Source organism: Bradyrhizobium sp. ISRA464 (assembly GCF_029910095.1).
Taxonomy (GTDB): Bacteria; Pseudomonadota; Alphaproteobacteria; order Rhizobiales; family Xanthobacteraceae; genus Bradyrhizobium.
In genome coordinates this window covers 7,770,074-7,785,721 of the sequence record NZ_CP094526.1, presented here as the reverse complement: position 1 = coordinate 7,785,721, position 15,648 = coordinate 7,770,074, and the positions used below count along the sequence as shown (strand labels likewise).

15 protein-coding genes are annotated in these 15,648 nt (G+C 64.3%); 14 read left to right on the top strand and 1 reads right to left on the bottom strand.

Annotated elements, in window-relative coordinates; all coding sequences use genetic code 11:
• Positions 1-25: 25 nt before the first annotated feature.
• The 7 genes from MTX19_RS36010 (at position 26) to MTX19_RS35980 (ending at position 7,371) form a co-directional block, all read left to right on the top strand.
• Positions 26-1,228: a pyridoxal phosphate-dependent aminotransferase gene (locus MTX19_RS36010; protein ID WP_280981441.1), complete on the top strand. Its 1,203-nt coding sequence runs from the start codon at positions 26-28 to the stop codon at positions 1,226-1,228.
• Between the two features lie 247 nt (positions 1,229-1,475).
• A complete protein-coding gene (locus tag MTX19_RS36005) occupies positions 1,476-1,997 on the top strand; it encodes a DUF992 domain-containing protein (protein WP_280981440.1) in 522 nt (173 codons plus the stop codon).
• A 256-nt stretch (positions 1,998-2,253) separates the two neighbouring features.
• Entirely contained in the window at positions 2,254-2,739 is a 486-nt protein-coding gene (locus tag MTX19_RS36000; protein WP_280981439.1) for a DUF992 domain-containing protein, read from the top strand.
• 252 nt (positions 2,740-2,991) lie between these two features.
• Entirely contained in the window at positions 2,992-5,040 is a 2,049-nt protein-coding gene (locus tag MTX19_RS35995) for an elongation factor G (RefSeq protein ID WP_280981438.1), read from the top strand.
• 118 nt (positions 5,041-5,158) lie between these two features.
• Entirely contained in the window at positions 5,159-5,800 is a 642-nt protein-coding gene (locus MTX19_RS35990) for a YoaK family protein (RefSeq protein ID WP_280981437.1), read from the top strand.
• 31 nt (positions 5,801-5,831) lie between these two features.
• On the top strand, positions 5,832-6,674 hold the full coding sequence (locus MTX19_RS35985) for a shikimate dehydrogenase (RefSeq protein ID WP_280981436.1): 843 nt from the start codon (positions 5,832-5,834) through the stop codon (positions 6,672-6,674).
• Between the two features lie 118 nt (positions 6,675-6,792).
• Positions 6,793-7,371: a hypothetical protein gene (locus MTX19_RS35980; RefSeq protein ID WP_280984991.1), complete on the top strand. Its 579-nt coding sequence runs from the start codon at positions 6,793-6,795 to the stop codon at positions 7,369-7,371.
• Between the two features lie 161 nt (positions 7,372-7,532).
• On the opposite strand, the gene MTX19_RS35975 is transcribed toward MTX19_RS35980, so the two are convergent.
• Complete coding sequence (locus MTX19_RS35975; protein ID WP_280981435.1) at positions 7,533-8,669, bottom strand: alpha-hydroxy acid oxidase; 1,137 nt, start codon at positions 8,667-8,669, stop codon at positions 7,533-7,535.
• 109 nt (positions 8,670-8,778) lie between these two features.
• Here MTX19_RS35975 and MTX19_RS35970 point away from each other — a divergent pair, with 109 nt between their 5' ends.
• The 7 genes from MTX19_RS35970 (at position 8,779) to MTX19_RS35940 (ending at position 15,490) form a co-directional block, all read left to right on the top strand.
• Positions 8,779-8,952: a hypothetical protein gene (locus tag MTX19_RS35970; RefSeq protein WP_280975536.1), complete on the top strand. Its 174-nt coding sequence runs from the start codon at positions 8,779-8,781 to the stop codon at positions 8,950-8,952.
• Positions 8,953-9,167: 215 nt separating this feature from the next.
• Positions 9,168-10,514, top strand: coding sequence for a phosphoglucosamine mutase (gene glmM, locus MTX19_RS35965; protein ID WP_280975537.1), 1,347 nt, complete (start codon positions 9,168-9,170; stop codon positions 10,512-10,514).
• Between the two features lie 302 nt (positions 10,515-10,816).
• Entirely contained in the window at positions 10,817-12,073 is a 1,257-nt protein-coding gene (locus tag MTX19_RS35960) for an MFS transporter (protein WP_280981434.1), read from the top strand.
• Positions 12,074-12,385: 312 nt separating this feature from the next.
• Positions 12,386-13,243, top strand: coding sequence for an outer membrane beta-barrel protein (locus MTX19_RS35955; protein ID WP_280981433.1), 858 nt, complete (start codon positions 12,386-12,388; stop codon positions 13,241-13,243).
• A gap of 183 nt (positions 13,244-13,426) precedes the next feature.
• On the top strand, positions 13,427-14,248 hold the full coding sequence (locus tag MTX19_RS35950) for an outer membrane beta-barrel protein (protein WP_280981432.1): 822 nt from the start codon (positions 13,427-13,429) through the stop codon (positions 14,246-14,248).
• 159 nt (positions 14,249-14,407) lie between these two features.
• A complete protein-coding gene (locus tag MTX19_RS35945) occupies positions 14,408-14,998 on the top strand; it encodes a glutathione S-transferase family protein (protein WP_280981431.1) in 591 nt (196 codons plus the stop codon).
• Between the two features lie 21 nt (positions 14,999-15,019).
• Positions 15,020-15,490, top strand: coding sequence for a GNAT family N-acetyltransferase (locus MTX19_RS35940; RefSeq protein ID WP_280981430.1), 471 nt, complete (start codon positions 15,020-15,022; stop codon positions 15,488-15,490).
• The last annotated feature ends 158 nt before the right edge of the window (positions 15,491-15,648 follow it).

Sequence of the window (15,648 nt, the reverse complement as noted above, 5' to 3'; positions counted from 1 at the left end):
TCACGACGTTTGCCAGGAGATGACAATGGCCTTCCTGTCCGCTGCGCTTGACCGTGTGAAGCCGTCCGCGACGATCGCGGTCACGGACAAAGCACGCGCGCTGAAAGCCGCGGGCCGCAACGTCATCGGCCTCGGCGCCGGCGAGCCGGACTTCGACACGCCCGCCAACATCAAGCTGGCGGCGATCCGCGCGATCGAGGCCGGCAAGACCAAGTACACCGATGTCGGCGGCATTCCGGAGCTGAAGGAAGCCATCGTCAACAAATTCCAGCGCGAGAACGGCCTGACCTACAAGCCGAACCAGGTCATCGTCGGCACCGGCGGCAAGCAGGTGCTCTACAACGCGCTGATGGCGACAATCAATCCGGGCGACGAGGTGATCATCCCGGCGCCGTACTGGGTCAGCTATCCCGAAATGGTGGCACTCGCCGGCGGCGAGTCGGTACCCGTCGTGTGCACGGCCGCGAGCGGCTTCAAGCTCAAGCCCGAGGATCTCGAGAAGGCGATCACGCCGAAGACCAAGTGGGTCATCCTGTGCTCGCCGTCGAACCCGACCGGTGCGGCCTATACGCGCGCCGAGCTGAAGGCGATCACCGACGTGCTGGTCAAGCATCCGCATGTCTGGGTGATGACCGACGACATGTATGAGCATCTGGTCTATGACGACTTCGTCTTCACCACGGCGGCGCAGGTCGAGCCGGCGCTCTATGAGCGCACGCTGACCGTGAACGGCGTGTCGAAGGCCTATTGCATGACCGGCTGGCGCATCGGCTATGCCGGCGGTCCGGCTCCGCTGATCAAGGCGATGGCGACGATCCAGTCGCAGTCGACCTCGAACCCGTCGTCGATCTCGCAGTGGGCTTCCGTCGAGGCGCTGAACGGTCCGCAGGACTTCATCCCGGCGAACAACAAGGTGTTCAAGGAGCGCCGCGACCTCGTGGTGTCGATGCTGAACCAGGCGAGCGGGATCGAATGCCCGCGCCCGGAAGGCGCATTCTACGTCTATCCGTCCTGCGCCGGCACGATCGGCAAGAAGGCGCCGTCGGGCAAGGTGATCGACAATGACGAGACGTTCGTCACCGAGCTGCTCGAGGGCGAGGGCGTTGCCGTGGTGCAGGGATCCGCGTTCGGGCTGGGACCTGCATTCCGCATCTCCTACGCCACCAAGACCTCGGATCTCGAGGACGCCTGCAAGCGCATCCAGCGCTTCTGCGGCAATCTCAGGTAAATCGCTTCCGAACGAGAAACGCTCCCGCATATGGTGCGGGAGCGTTTTCGCGCGCATCGCAGTCGAGCACGACATCATCCATAACTGGCGTGTCAAATCACATCCTGCTCATCTGCGGCGCGAGCGCGCACGTCCTAATAGTCACACGCCGGAAGTTTTTACGGCACCTTTGCGGTCTGCCTTGTTTTGGACACGACCCTTCCTTTCTGTCCGCCGCGCAATTCAGTTCACCTGCGGAGACAGACCAATGCGACTTTCGACACTAACCATCGCCACGCTCGCGCTGCTGGCGCCGATCGCCGCCGCCAACGCGGCGCCCCCGGTTGTTCAGGCCGGCGTCCTCGAATGCCAGGGCGGGCAGAATGTCGGCTTCGTCGTCGGCTCGGTCACCCAGCTCGAATGCGTGTTCCAGACCGAAGGCCGCCGGCCGGAGGCCTATGTTGCGACCGTGCGCCGCGTCGGCCTCGATCTCGGCGTCACCGCGCAGACGCAGCTCGCCTGGGCGGTGAGCGCGCCGAGCACCCGTGTCCCGCGCGGTGCGCTCGCCGGCAGCTACGGCGGCGTCGGCGTCAACGCGTCGGTCGGCCTGGGTGCGGGCGGTAACTTCCTCGTCGGCGGTCCGGCGAATTCCTACGCGCTGCAGCCGATCAGCCTGCAGGGTCAGGCCGGCTTCAACGTCGCGGCCGGCATCGCCGCGCTCGACCTCGAGCCGGTCCGCGCGGGCGGTCCGCGCCGGCACTATCACCGCCGGCATCACCAGCACCACTAAGCCGGTGAAGTCCAAGAGGCCCGCGAAGCGGGCCTCTTTTTTTTGTTTTTTTGTCTCTTGCTTCCTGTCTCTTGCCGATCGCGGGGAACATCGCACTGACAGCAACGTTGCCACACGCTGTAACAATCCGGAGTTGAATATCTCTAATTCTGGCACGGTGTCGCGTGTTATGGCATAGGGAGCGCGGGCGCCCGGGGAGCACGGCGCCCCTGTTCAGTTCTCTGCTCGCATCACGCCTTCAGCCGGAGACTCGCCAATGCGCCGCTTCATCCTTCTCGCCGGTGCTGCCATTGTCACACTTGCGGCCTCGATCGCCGGCGCCAACGCGCAGCAGCCGATCCAGCGCGTGCAGGTCGGCGTCCTGGAATGCCGCGGCGGCGCAAGCATCGGATTCATCGTCGGCTCAGTGACCAATCTCGGTTGCGTGCTGCGGGCCGACGGCTTGCCGGAGGATCGCTACATTGCGACCATCCGCAAGGTCGGCATCGATCTCGGCATCACGCAGGAGTCGGCGCTGGCCTGGGGCGTCTACGCGCCGGTGGCGCGGCTCGGGCCGGGCGCTCTCTCCGGCGACTATGCCGGCGCGCAGGGCAGCGCGACGCTTGGTGTCGGCGTCGGCGGCAACGTGCTGGTCGGTGGCTCCGACAACACGATCGCCTTGCAGCCGCTGAGTGTGCAGGGCCAGGTCGGCGTCAACCTCGCCGCGGGGCTGGAGAGCCTGGAGCTGCGCCCGGGACGCTAACCCAGGCGCGAGCCGCTCTCGCACCTTCTCACGATTGCGACGCGTTGGCGCGACATCGCGCCGGCAGCGGCGATGGAACTGAAGCATACGGCGCGAACGTCCGAACATTAACTGCTTGACGCTTCGTCGCGCCAAGGTTGCAAGACGCCGCATCGCAGCGACGTTTTCCCGCTTGCCAAACGCCTGACGCAGGCAGAGCATGAATGGTTGCCGACCCAATCACGGGCCGAGCTCCAACACGAGGAGGCGGCAATGGGACAAGACGTCAGAAGTCCCCGAGGTCCACGGTGCATTGCATTGGTGGGCCCTTTCCAAAGCGGTAAAACCACACTTCTGGAAGCGATCCTGGCGCGTACGGGCGCCGTCAAGACTGCCGGCAGCGTCGATGCCGGAACCTCCGTCGGCGATGCCAGCCCTGAGGCGCGCCAGCACAAGATGGGCGTGAGCTTGACCGCCGCCACCACCACCTTCATGGGCGACACTTACACCTTTATCGATTGTCCCGGTTCGGTCGAATTCGCGCACGACATGCGTGCCGCGCTGCCGGCGATTGATGCTGCGGTCGTGGTTTGCGAGGCCGATGAGAAGAAGCTGCCGCAGCTGCAAATCATTCTCCGCGAGCTCGAGGAGCTCTGTATTCCCCGTTTCCTGTTTCTGAACAAGATCGATCGCGCCAACGAGCGCATCCGCGAGACGCTCGCGATGCTGCAGCCGGCCTCGCGCGTGCCGCTGGTGCTGCGCCAGATCCCGATCTGGAACGGCGATTTGATCGAAGGTTTCGTCGATCTCGCGCTCGAGCGCGCCTTCGTCTATCGCGAGCACAAGCCGTCGGAGGTCATGGCCCTCAAGGGTGGCGATCTCGATCGCGAGAAGGAAGCGCGCTTCTCGATGCTGGAGAAGCTCGCCGACCACGACGACGCGCTGATGGAGCAGTTGCTGGAAGATATCCAGCCGCCGCGCGATGCAGTGTTCGACGACCTGGCGCGCGAATTGCGCGAAGGGCAGATCTGTCCGGTGCTGCTCGGCTCGGCGATCCGCGAGAACGGCGTGCTGCGGCTGATGAAGGCGCTGCGCCATGAAGCGCCCGGCATTGCCGAGACCGCGAAGCGCCTCGGCGTGTCTGATGCGAAGGATGCGCTGGCCTATGTGTTCAAGACCATGCATCTGCAGCACGGCGGCAAGCTGTCGCTGGTGCGCGTGCTTGCGGGCCGCCTCGACGACGGCGCGACACTGCAATCGTCGTCCGGCGAGAGCGGACGCGTCTCCGGCATCCTCGCGGTTTCAGGCGGGCACGACAGCAAGCGTTCGTCGGCCGAGGCCGGCGACACTGTCGCGCTCGGCAAGCTCGATGCGATCAAGACCGGCGACACGGTCTCGAGCGGCAAGACTGCGCCTGCCTCGCTGGCCAAGGTCGAGCCGGCCGCGGCGGTGCTGTCGATCTCGATCGCCGCGACCGACCGTAAGGACGACGTCAAGCTCGGCCAGGCGCTGTTGCGGCTGAACGAGGAGGATCCATCGCTGACGATGATCCAGAATCCGCGCACCCATGACACCGTGCTGTGGGGGCAGGGCGAGATGCATCTGCGCGTCGCGCAGGAGCGATTGAAGGACCGCTTCGGCGTCAACGTCAAATCGCATCCGCCGGCGATCGGCTACCAGGAAACCATCCGCAAGCCGATCACCCAGCGCGGCCGGCACAAGAAGCAGTCCGGTGGCCATGGTCAGTTCGGCGACGTCGTGCTCGATATCAAGCCGAAGCCCCGCGGCACCGGCTTCGAGTTCCACGAGAAGGTGGTCGGTGGCGCGGTGCCGCGCAACTACATTCCTGCGGTGGAAGAGGGCGTCGTCGACGCCCTGGCGCGCGGCCCGCTCGGCTTCCCGGTGATCGACATCGATGTCACGCTGACCGATGGCTCCTATCACAGCGTCGATTCCTCCGATCTCGCGTTCCGCACCGCGGCTCGGGTCGGCATCAGCGAGGCGCTGCCACAGTGCCAGCCGGTGCTGCTCGAGCCGATCCATATGGTCGAGATCGTCTGTCCGACCGACGCGACCGCCAAGATCAACGCGATTCTGTCGGCGCGTCGCGGGCAGATCCTCGGCTTCGACACCCGCGACGGCTGGACCGGATGGGACTGCGTCCGCGCCACGATGCCGGAAGCCGAGATCGGCGACCTCATCGTGGAGCTGCGCTCGGCCACCGCCGGCGCCGGCAGCTTCACCCGCCAGTTCGACCGCATGGCCGAAGTGACGGGCCGCGCCGCCGACCAGATCATCGCCGCGCATCGCGACGCGGCGTGAGCGCTGACGGGTCGCTTTCTCGCCTCTCCCCGTCGGGGAGAGATGGACCTTGCCTGAGGCGGCAACTCGGATTCGTCGTGATATAGCTTGCACCCATTGACGAGGGCGCAAGACATTCATGCTTGAATCCCGCCGCAACCTGGTGCTGGCGTGCGCGCTGAGTGGGCTCGCGGGCTATGTCGACGGCATCGGCTACCTGCATCTCGGCGGCCTGTTCGTCTCCTTCATGAGCGGCAACTCGACGCGGCTTGGCGTGAGCCTTTCCGAGGCACAATGGGACCACGCTCTGGAGGCCGTCGTGCTGATCGTCCTGTTCGTCGCGGGAGCCGCGGCCGGCAGCCTGATCGTGCTCGGCCGTGTTGCGCATCGCCAGCCCCTGATCCTGCTCGCCGAGGCGGTGCTGCTCACGGTTGCGGCTGCGGCCAACGAATTCGGCGTGCCGAACATCGCGGTTGCGGCGGTCGTGGTGGCGATGGGGCTGGAGAACTCCATATTTCAGCTCGACGGCGGTGGCGGGCTCGGCCTCACTTACGTCACCGGGGCGCTGGTTAGGGCTGGCCAGTTGATCGCCGCGGCGCTGACCGGCGGCGCAGGCTGGGCCTGGCTGCCGAACCTCCTGTTGTGGGCGGCGCTGGTCGCGGGTACGCTGCTCGGCGCACTCGCCTATCGCTGGATCAATCTCGCAGCGATCTGGTTTGCTGCGGGCACCGCGTTCGCGCTCGGCATGTTGGCTGCCCAAACCGCGAAGCGGACGGATTGACAGCGACTGCGGCTTGGCCGATGTCACGGGTATGACATCGTTCTCCAAAACCCGCGCCGCATGCCTGATCGGATGGCCGGCGGCGCATTCCCGCTCGCCGCTGATCCATCATTACTGGCTGCGCACGCTCGGCATCGAGGGCGGCTACGTGATCGAGGCGGTGCCTCCGGAGGATCTCAAGGATTTCCTGTTTCGTTTGTCGCTGCGCGGCTTCGTCGGCGCCAATGTCACCATCCCGCACAAGGAGCGCGCGCTGGCGTTGTCGACGCCGGACGACCGCGCCCGCGCCATCGGCGCCGCCAACACGCTGTGGTTTGCCGACGGCGAATTGCGTTCGACCAACACCGATGTCGAAGGCTTCATCAACAATCTCGACGCCTGCGCGCCCGGCTGGGACAAGGCCGAGGACGCGCTGGTGCTCGGCGCCGGCGGCGCGGCGCGCGCGGTGGTGTTCGGCCTGATCGAGCGCGGCATCGCGCGCGTTCATCTCGTCAACCGTACGATCGACCGCGCCCGCGCGCTGGCCGACCAGCTTGGCGGCAACGTTGTTCCCGCGACATGGGACGCGGTCAACGAGTTGCTGCCGCGCGCGGGCCTGCTGGTGAACACGACATCGCTCGGCATGCACGGCCAGCCCGCACTCGAGATCGATGTCGGCCGGTTGCCGCAATCGGCCGTCGTTGCCGATCTCGTCTATGTGCCGCTGGTGACGCCGCTGCTTGCGGCGGCCAAGGCGCGTGGGCTGAACACCGCCGATGGACTCGGCATGCTCCTGCACCAGGCGGTGCGTGGTTTTGAGTTGTGGTTCGGGCAGCGTCCGCAAGTCACGCCGGAACTGCGTGCGCTGGTCGAGGCCGATCTCACAAAGACTTGAGGCGTGCAATAGCGTCGCAAGGCCGGGGTCCGGTGTTGGGTCAGGTTATGACCCGTCTGGAGACCACACCATGCCGTTCCGTCCTACCCAATTCATCCGTCCGTTCGTTGCGCTAGCGATGGTGACGGCGTCCACGCTCTATGCGATCGCGCAGCAGCCGCCCACGCCGACGCGGGTTCGTGGAACCGTCGAGGGCGTCAACGGCGATACGCTCGCGGTGAAGTCACGCAATGGTGAAGACGTCAAGCTGCACATGACGAACAACATCGTCGTGCTCGGCCTCACCAAGATTGCGCTGGCGGATGTCAAGGTCGGTTCCTTCATCGGCGCCACCACGGTGCCCGGATCCAACGGCGTGCAGAAGGCGGTCGAGGTGCATGTGTTCCCTGAGAACATGCGCGGCACCGGCGAAGGCTCGCGGCCGTATGATCTCAAGCCCAACAGCAGCATGACAAACGCGACCGTCGCCCAATCTGTCGTCGGCAATGATGGTCATACGCTGCTGGTGAAATACAAGGACGGTGAGAAGAAGGTCGTGGTACCGCCCGACACGCCGGTCGTGACCTATGTTCCGGGCGACAAGTCGGATCTGAAGAGCGGTGCCAAGGTCATCGCCTCCATGAAGCAACAGCCGGATGGCGCGATCGAGACCGACCGCGTCAGCGTCGGCCGCGATGGGCTCACCCCGCCGATGTGATGCTCTTCGGTAGCCCGGATGGAGCCAACGGGTCGCGCGAATGCGCGCCCGATAACAGGCTCTGCGAAATCCGGGAATCTTTCCAGGTGAAATCCGGGAATCTTTCCAGGTAGAGACTGTCCCGGATTGCGCTGCGTTCCATCCGGGCTACGGCGGTCGCCTCACACCGCCAATACGTGGTCGTCGATCTCGTCGATCGTGTTGACGCCGCACAGCCCCATCGTGGTGGTGAGCTCTTTCGCCAGGATATCGATCGCCTTGGCGACGCCCTCCTGCCCGCCGGCGCCGAGGCCATAGGCATAGGCGCGGCCGATCATGCAGGATTTCGCGCCGAGCGCGAGCGCGCGCATTATGTCCATGCCGGTGCGGATGCCGCCGTCGAACATGATCTCGATCTTCGAGCCGACCGCATCGGCGATCTCGGGCAGCACCTCGATCGAGGATGGCGCGCCGTCGAGCTGACGGCCGCCGTGATTGGAGACCACGATCGCCTGCGCACCGGTCTTGGCGGCGAGCTCGGCATCCTCGACGTCGAGGATGCCCTTCAGGATCAGCTTGCCCGGCCAGATGCTGCGGATCCAGTCGATGTCCTTCCAGTTCAGCGAGGTGTCGAACTGGGAGGCGGTCCATTCCGACAGCTTGGTGAGGTCCTCGGTGCCCTTGACGTGCCCGGCGATGTTGCCGAACGTGCGGCGCTTGCCGCGCAGCACGCCCGACACCCAGGTCGGCTTGGTTGCGAAATCGACCAGCTTCGACAGCGACCATTCCGGCGGCACCGTCATGCCGTTCTTGATGTCCTGATGGCGCTGACCGATCACCTGCAGGTCGACCGTCAAGACCAGCGCCGAGCACTTCGCCGCGATTGCGCGCTCGATCAGCGATTTGATGAAACCACGGTCCTTCATGACGTAGAGCTGGAACCAGAACGGCTTGTCGACGGCGGCCGCGATGTCCTCGATCGAGCAGATCGACATCGTGCTCTGGGTGAAGGGAATGCCCGCCGCCTGCGCCGCGCGGCAGGCGTATATCTCACCGTCGCCATGCTGCATGCCGAGCAGCCCGACCGGCGCCAGGATCAGCGGCATCGCCGAGGGCTCGCCGAGGATCGTGGTCGACAAATTGCGCTTGGAGACGTCGACCAGGATGCGCTGGCGGAACTTGATCTGCTGCAGGTCGGCAGAATTGGCGCGCAGCGTGTCCTCGGTGTAGGAGCCGCGGTCCGCATAATCGAAAAACGCTTTCGGCACCCGGCGCTTGTGCAGCTGACGCAAATCTTCGATGCAGGTAATGTGCTTCATGGACGTTCCCGGCCCTTCTTCTGTGTCGCAAGTCTTGCAGGTGTACGGTATTGCCGTCATCTAGCACGGTTGGAGGGCCTGCCAAATCGAGGACCGATGGGAGAGCGCGATGACGCCATCAGGCTCCAAGCCGAAAGCGAATGAGACCGCTGAAAAGCGCCGTCTGGACGATGCCCTGGAGGAGGGGCTGGAGGAGACGTTCCCGGGTTCCGACCCCGTCAACGTGACCCAACCGGCGCCCAGCAAGGAGGACCGCCACGTCCTGCGCAAGGACGAGGGCTGATAGGGCGGTCGCCTGGCCGGCGGCGTACCAAAGGAGTAATCCTTTATTTCACAACGGCTTAGCTTCGAATTGCGTGATTCGAGGCCGGTAATGATTCATCATATTTTTTGAAGTCATTTTAGCGGCTGACAGATTATAAGGCCGGTGCACGCTAAGATGGCGGGCATTGGGGCTTTCTCGGCTGGTGGGTTCGAGAAGCCCACCTTGGGGGTGACATGAGCCGCAAATATTTCGGGACCGACGGGATTCGGGGCCGCGCCAATGGACTGATCACGCCGGAGCTCGCGCTCAAAGTGGGGCAGGCCGCAGGTCTGGTGTTTCAGCGAGGCGATCATCGCCATCGCGTCGTGATCGGCAAGGACACACGGCTGTCCGGCTATATGATCGAATACGCCATGGTCGCGGGCTTCACCTCGGTCGGCATGGACGTGCTGCTGCTCGGCCCGATCCCGACCCCCGCGGTCGCGATGCTGACCAAGTCGATGCGGGCCGATCTCGGCGTCATGATTTCGGCGTCGCACAATCTGTTCGAGGACAACGGCATCAAGCTGTTCGGCCCGCAAGGCTTCAAGCTGTCCGACGACGTCGAGAAGCAGATCGAGCAACTGCTCGGCGAGTCGCTCGACCGCCGCCTCGCGCAGAGCGCCAGCCTCGGCCGCGCCCGCCGCATCGACGGCGTCCATGACCGCTACATCGAGTTTGCCAAGCGCACGCTGCCGCGCGACCTCAGCCTCGAAGGCCTGCGCGTGGTGATCGATTGCGCCAACGGCGCCGCCTACCGGGTGGTTCCGGAAGCGCTGTGGGAGCTCGGCGCCGACGTCGTTCCGATCGGCGTCGAACCCGACGGCTTCAACATCAACAAGGAATGCGGCTCGACCTCGCCGGAGGCGCTGTCCAAGAAGGTGCGCGAGATGCGCGCCGACATCGGCATCGCGCTCGACGGTGATGCCGATCGCGTCATTCTGGTCGACGAGCGCGGCCACATCGTCGACGGCGACCAGCTGCTCGCGGTGATCGCGCAGAGCTGGAAGGAAGAGGGACGGCTTGCCAAGCCGGGCATCGTCACCACCGTGATGTCCAATCTCGGGCTCGAGCGCTTCCTTCAAGACAACGGCATGCACATGATCCGTACGCCGGTCGGCGACCGCTACGTGCTCGAGCAGATGCTGGCCGGCGGCTACAATCTCGGTGGCGAACCGTCGGGCCATATCATCATGTCCGACTACTCGACGACCGGCGACGGCTTCGTGGCCGCGCTGCAGGTGCTTGCCGTGGTGCAGAAGCTCCGCCGCCCGGTGTCGGAGGTCTGCCGGCGTTTCGATCCATTGCCACAGATCCTGAAGAACGTGCGTTACCGCAGCGGCAAGCCGCTCGACGACGCCGAGGTCAAGTCCGCAATCACCGACGGCGAAAACCGCCTCAACGGCCACGGCCGGCTTTTGATCCGCCCCTCCGGCACCGAACCGGTGATCCGGGTGATGGGCGAGGGCGACGACCGTATCCTGGTGGAAGAGGTCGTCGACAATATCGTCAGCGCGCTCGGCCACGCCGCAGCGGCTTAAGCTCGAAAATTCGCCCCTCTCTTCTTCATCTCTCCCGCTTGCTTGCGGGGTCGAGACGAGCGAAGCTCGCTCTTAGGTCGCATCGCATCATCGATGCGATGCGGGTGGGGGGCTCTCTCCACGATACGACTCGCGGTGGTACCCCCACCCCAACCCTCCCCCGCAAGCCGGAGAGGGAGCAGGCGTCCGTCGCCGGTCCGCACAGCGCATCGCTGCTATCGGCTAATGGAAGTGGTCGCTGTCACCTCCGCGTCATATGACACGGAGGTATTTTTTGCGAATCCGCTTTCGGGACTGTTCCATTGAACAAGCCGGTCGTGAGTGAAGAGGCACTGGGCGAGCCGGTGCCGGTGCCCGAGCTGCCGCCGGCGCTGGCAGCGAAAGCGGCTGCCGCGGGGCCTGCCTATATCGTGCTCGCCGGCATCAGCTTCTCGCACTTCCTCAACGACACGATGCAGTCGCTGATCGCCTCGGTCTATCCGATCCTGAAGGACAATTACGCGCTCGACTTCGCGCAGATCGGCATGATCACGCTGGCGTTCCAGTTCACCGCCTCGCTGCTGCAGCCGGTGGTCGGGCATTTCACCGACAAGAAGGCGCAGCCGTTCTCGCTCGCGGTCGGCATGGGTTTCACCTTCTTCGGCCTCTTGATGCTCAGCGTCGCACATACTTACGGGATCATCCTGATCGCCGCGTCGCTGGTCGGTCTCGGCTCTGCGGTGTTCCATCCGGAATCGTCACGCATCGCGCGGCTGGCCTCGGGCGGTCGTTACGGTTTTGCGCAATCCGTGTTCCAACTCGGCGGCAGCTTCGGCACCGCGATGGGACCGGTGCTTGCCGCCTTGATCGTCGTGCCGTTCGGCCAGCCCTCGATCGCCTGGTTCTCCTTGATCGCATTCCTCGCCATCGTGATCCTCTGGCGCATCGGCGCCTGGTACAAGCCGCAGATCGCGGGCAAGAAGGCCGCCGTGATCGAGCGCCATCCCGATCACCCGGACCAGCGGCGCGTGATGGTCGCGCTCGGCGTGCTGGTTGCGCTGCTATTCTCCAAGCAGCTCTATGTCTCAAGCCTGTCGAGCTATTACATCTTCTATCTGATCGACAGGTTCGGCGTCTCGACCCAGGCCGCGCAGCTCTATCTCTTTGTGTTCCTGGCCGCGAACGCCGTGGGCGCCTTTATGGGCGGACCGCTCGGCGACCGCTTCGGCCGCAAATATGTGATCTGGTTCTCGATCCTCGGCGCGCTGCCGTTCACGCTGGCGCTGCCCTATGCCGGCCTGTTCGCGAGTGCCGTGCTGACGGTGCTGATCGGCCTGATCATCTCGTCGGCGACATCGGCGATCATCGTGTTCGCGCAGGAGCTGATGCCGCATCGTTTCGGCATGATATCCGGCGTGTTCTTCGGCGTCGCCTTCGGCATAGGCGGCCTCGGCGCAGCGGTGCTCGGCAAGCTCGCCGATCACACCTCGATCGCCTTCGTCTATCAGCTCTGTGCGTTCCTGCCGGCGATCGGTCTGCTCGCGGTGTTCCTGCCGAAGATGCCCAAGGTCGCGCACTGAGGACCGCCGCAGCGGCGCGAATGCGCTTGCGCGCAGAGTTAAGCATTCGCTAACAGGCACGCGTTTCGTGCGCCGCAGCAACGCCCATTCGTCAACGCATCGTTAGGACTTGTGGCGGAATCGCCGTCTTGCTGTGCTGCGAATGCATCACTTGCAACGGCAACCGCGTCACTGCGCGAAAATCGGTGAGGGATCATCAACCTTAAAAATTAGGGTTAAGTGCCGCTTAAACATTTGCTGGCATCGTCCGGACCGTGAGTTTCAGACGTGGGGCTTTGCGTGTTCGCCTCACTGGCCAAAAGGACGAAGCCAATGCGTAGCGTTAAGTCTTTGATTGCCGCGGGCGCGGCATGCCTGCTGTCCTCGGCGGCTTTCGCCGCCGACATGCCCATCATGCCGCCGCCCCCGATGGCGTATGCTCCGCCGCCGGTCCAGGACTTCGGCGGCTGGTATCTGCGCGGCGACATCGGCATGACCAACGTCAACGGCAATCTGCACGTCAACAGCTATGACACCCTGCCGCCGGGATCCACGCTGAACAAGCTCGGTCATCAGTTCTCGGGCGGCATGTCGTTCGGGCTCGGCGTCGGCTATCAGTTCAACAACTGGCTTCGTGCCGACATCACCGGTGAATATCGCTCGAAGACGACCTTCAGCGGCACGGATTTCGCGACGATTCCCGGCTTCGGGCCGATCTCGGACGTCTACGGCGGCGGCTTTACGAGCTGGGTCGGGTTGGTCAACTTGTATGCCGATCTCGGCACGTGGTGGTGCCTGACGCCGTTCGTCGGTGTCGGCGTTGGTGCCGCGCACATCCAGACCTCCGGCTTCCAGGACAGCGGCAATCTCTTCACGACCGTGACCGGCCCGCAGAACATCGTCACCGGCGCGTCGTTTTTCGCCGATGGCGCTTCGCGCACCAACTTCGCCTGGGCGGTGCACGCCGGTGTCGCCTACAAGGTCACCAACAACTTCACGGTCGAGCTCGCCTACCGCTATCTGGACATGGGCACGGCGGTGCAGGGCTTTGGCCGCTCGTTCGACGGCAGCAATGCCGGTCCGTCGTCCTTCCAGTTCCGCGACCTGACCTCGCAGGACGTGCGGCTTGGCGTGCGCTGGACCTGCTGCGACGTGCCGCCTCCGCCGCCCCCGCTGGTCACCAAGGGTTAATTTCCGGTCCTGACCGGTTAACGATTGCAGACGGCGCGGGATCATCCCGCGCCGTTTTTCTTTGTCGCGCGTGTCGCAAGCTCTGCAACGCGAGCATGTCGAAAGTGGCCAGCGACAACGATTGGTTAAGGTTAACAGGCGATGATCAGCGCGTAATTCGGTGCGTTTTGATGGAGCGTTGCGATGCGTAGGTTGTTGCTGGCAGCGATGATGTTCGGGGCGGTGACCGGCGCGCGCGCCGCGGACATGCCCATTCTGCGCGGCGGCTTCACTGAGGACGTGGCCCGCCCGACCACCAATTGGGAGGGCTTCTATATCGGCGGACAGGCCGGCTATGGATCGTCCGACGAGAATTTCAGCGGCACGAACGCCAACATGCTCTCCGCGCTGCTTGATCACAATGTCATCCAGCAGATGGATGTCGCGAACTGGAATCTCGGGCTTGGCAAGCAATCGCAGCGCTCGCCGGCCTATGGCGGCTTCGTCGGCTACAACTGGCAATTCGATGATGTCGTCGTCGGAGCCGAGATGAGCTACATGCACGCCAACAATTTCGGCGGCACTTCGACCGCGACCAAGGAACTGGTCAGCGGCACGAAGTTGTCGGACAGTATGTTCCATGACGTGCGCGTCGATTCGTCGGCCGCAATCGCGATCACGGACCTTGCCACCTTCCGCGCCCGTGCCGGCTATGCCTGGGGTTGCTTCCTGCCCTACATGTTCGGCGGCGTCGCGCTGGGCAACGCCAACATCTCGCGTTCTGTCACCGTCTTCGACGCCGTCAGCACCACGGGAACGGCGGGGTCGTTCACATCGCTCGCGACCCTGAGCGCATCGGATGTGCTGCACAATCACCTGGTGTACGGCTACAGCGGCGGCCTTGGCGTTGACGTGAACCTGATGGCCGGTCTCTTCATGCGCGCGGAGTGGGAATACGCCCGCATCACGTCCACCGTCGACACCAACATCAACACGGTGCGCGTCGGCGTCGGCTACAAGTTCTGAGGCGCGCCGGCGCGGCTTGACAGCGATCGGTGTCGCTGTTCCGATATCTCTCCTTGAAGCGCGATGAATCCTCGTCGCGCTTGCTTGTTGTTCGGGCCTGATTTTCCGACAAACGGGTCGTGTTTGCCGCCGCGGATCGGGCCGAGGGAGCGCAACCAGATGAAAATCTACGGCGACGCCAATTCGGGCAATTGCCTGAAGGTGAAATGGGTGTGCGACAAACTGGCGCTGCCTTACACATGGATCGAGATCGATACCATGAAGGGCGGCAGCCGGACGGAGGAATTCCTCAAGCTGAACGGTTGGGGGCAGGTGCCCACGGTGGAGCTGGACGACGGCCGCACGCTGGCCCAGTCCAACGCGATCATCCGTTATCTCGCGCGCGGCAGCGATCTGATCCCCGCAGATGCCTATCGCGCGGCGCAGATGGATGCGTGGATGTTCTGGGAGCAGAACACTCACGAGCCCTATGTGGCCGTCTGTCGCTTTCATATCGTGTATCTCGGCAAGGCTGTCGCGGACCTCGATCCGAACCTGGTGAAGCGCGGCTATGTGGCGCTCGATCACTTGGAGCGGCATCTCGGCGGTACCCGATTTCTCGTCGGCGACGCGTTCTCGCTGGCCGACGTCTCGCTGCTCGCCTACACGCGCGTTGCGCATGAAGGCGGCCTTGATCTCGACCGCTATGCGGTGATCAACCGCTGGATCGCGGACGCCGAGCACGTGCTCGGCCTGCCGCCGGCGCGCTGAGTTGAAACGGAACGAACGACAATGACCGCACCATCATCAGTCACCATCCGCCGTGCCCGCCGCGAGGATCTCGCCGCCATCGTCGGCATGCTGGCGGACGATCCGCTCGGCAGCGCGCGCGAGCGGATCGAGGATCCGCTACCGCAAAGCTACTACCAGGCGTTCGAGCGGGTCGATCGTGATCCCAATTTGCAGCTCGTCGTCGCCGTCGACGGCGACGGGACCGTCGTCGGCTGCCTGCAATTGGCTGTTCTGCCGGGCGTCAGCTCGCAGGGCGGCTCGCGCGGCCTGCTCGAGGACGTGCGCGTTGCAAAGCATTGCCGCAGCCGCGGCATCGGCGAGCAGCTTGTGCAGTGGGCGGTCGCGGAAGCGCGCGCGAAAGGCTGCATGCTCGTCGAGCTTTTGACGCATCACACGCGCGTCGATGCGCAACGCTTCTACGAGCGGCTTGGATTCGCACGCAGCCATGTCGGCATGACGATTCGCTTTTGAGATGCCGATGCGAAAGCATACAGCCTCGTCATTGCGAGCGAAGCGAAGCAATCCATGGTTCTGCGTATGCTGAGCGATGGATTGCTTCGTCGCTATCGCTCCTCGCAATGACCCGGGATAGTGGTGCGAGCACACACAATATATTCCGTCATCCAGAG

Coding starts and splice junctions, on each gene's coding strand:
- MTX19_RS36010 (WP_280981441.1), top strand. CDS start 26: ATGGCCTTCCTGTCCGCTGCGCTTGACCGTGTGAAGCCGTCCGCGACG.
- MTX19_RS36005 (WP_280981440.1), top strand. CDS start 1,476: ATGCGACTTTCGACACTAACCATCGCCACGCTCGCGCTGCTGGCGCCG.
- MTX19_RS36000 (WP_280981439.1), top strand. CDS start 2,254: ATGCGCCGCTTCATCCTTCTCGCCGGTGCTGCCATTGTCACACTTGCG.
- MTX19_RS35995 (WP_280981438.1), top strand. CDS start 2,992: ATGGGACAAGACGTCAGAAGTCCCCGAGGTCCACGGTGCATTGCATTG.
- MTX19_RS35990 (WP_280981437.1), top strand. CDS start 5,159: ATGCTTGAATCCCGCCGCAACCTGGTGCTGGCGTGCGCGCTGAGTGGG.
- MTX19_RS35985 (WP_280981436.1), top strand. CDS start 5,832: ATGACATCGTTCTCCAAAACCCGCGCCGCATGCCTGATCGGATGGCCG.
- MTX19_RS35980 (WP_280984991.1), top strand. CDS start 6,793: ATGGTGACGGCGTCCACGCTCTATGCGATCGCGCAGCAGCCGCCCACG.
- MTX19_RS35975 (WP_280981435.1), bottom strand. CDS start 8,669: ATGAAGCACATTACCTGCATCGAAGATTTGCGTCAGCTGCACAAGCGC.
- MTX19_RS35970 (WP_280975536.1), top strand. CDS start 8,779: ATGACGCCATCAGGCTCCAAGCCGAAAGCGAATGAGACCGCTGAAAAG.
- glmM (WP_280975537.1), top strand. CDS start 9,168: ATGAGCCGCAAATATTTCGGGACCGACGGGATTCGGGGCCGCGCCAAT.
- MTX19_RS35955 (WP_280981433.1), top strand. CDS start 12,386: ATGCGTAGCGTTAAGTCTTTGATTGCCGCGGGCGCGGCATGCCTGCTG.
- MTX19_RS35950 (WP_280981432.1), top strand. CDS start 13,427: ATGCGTAGGTTGTTGCTGGCAGCGATGATGTTCGGGGCGGTGACCGGC.
- MTX19_RS35945 (WP_280981431.1), top strand. CDS start 14,408: ATGAAAATCTACGGCGACGCCAATTCGGGCAATTGCCTGAAGGTGAAA.
- MTX19_RS35940 (WP_280981430.1), top strand. CDS start 15,020: ATGACCGCACCATCATCAGTCACCATCCGCCGTGCCCGCCGCGAGGAT.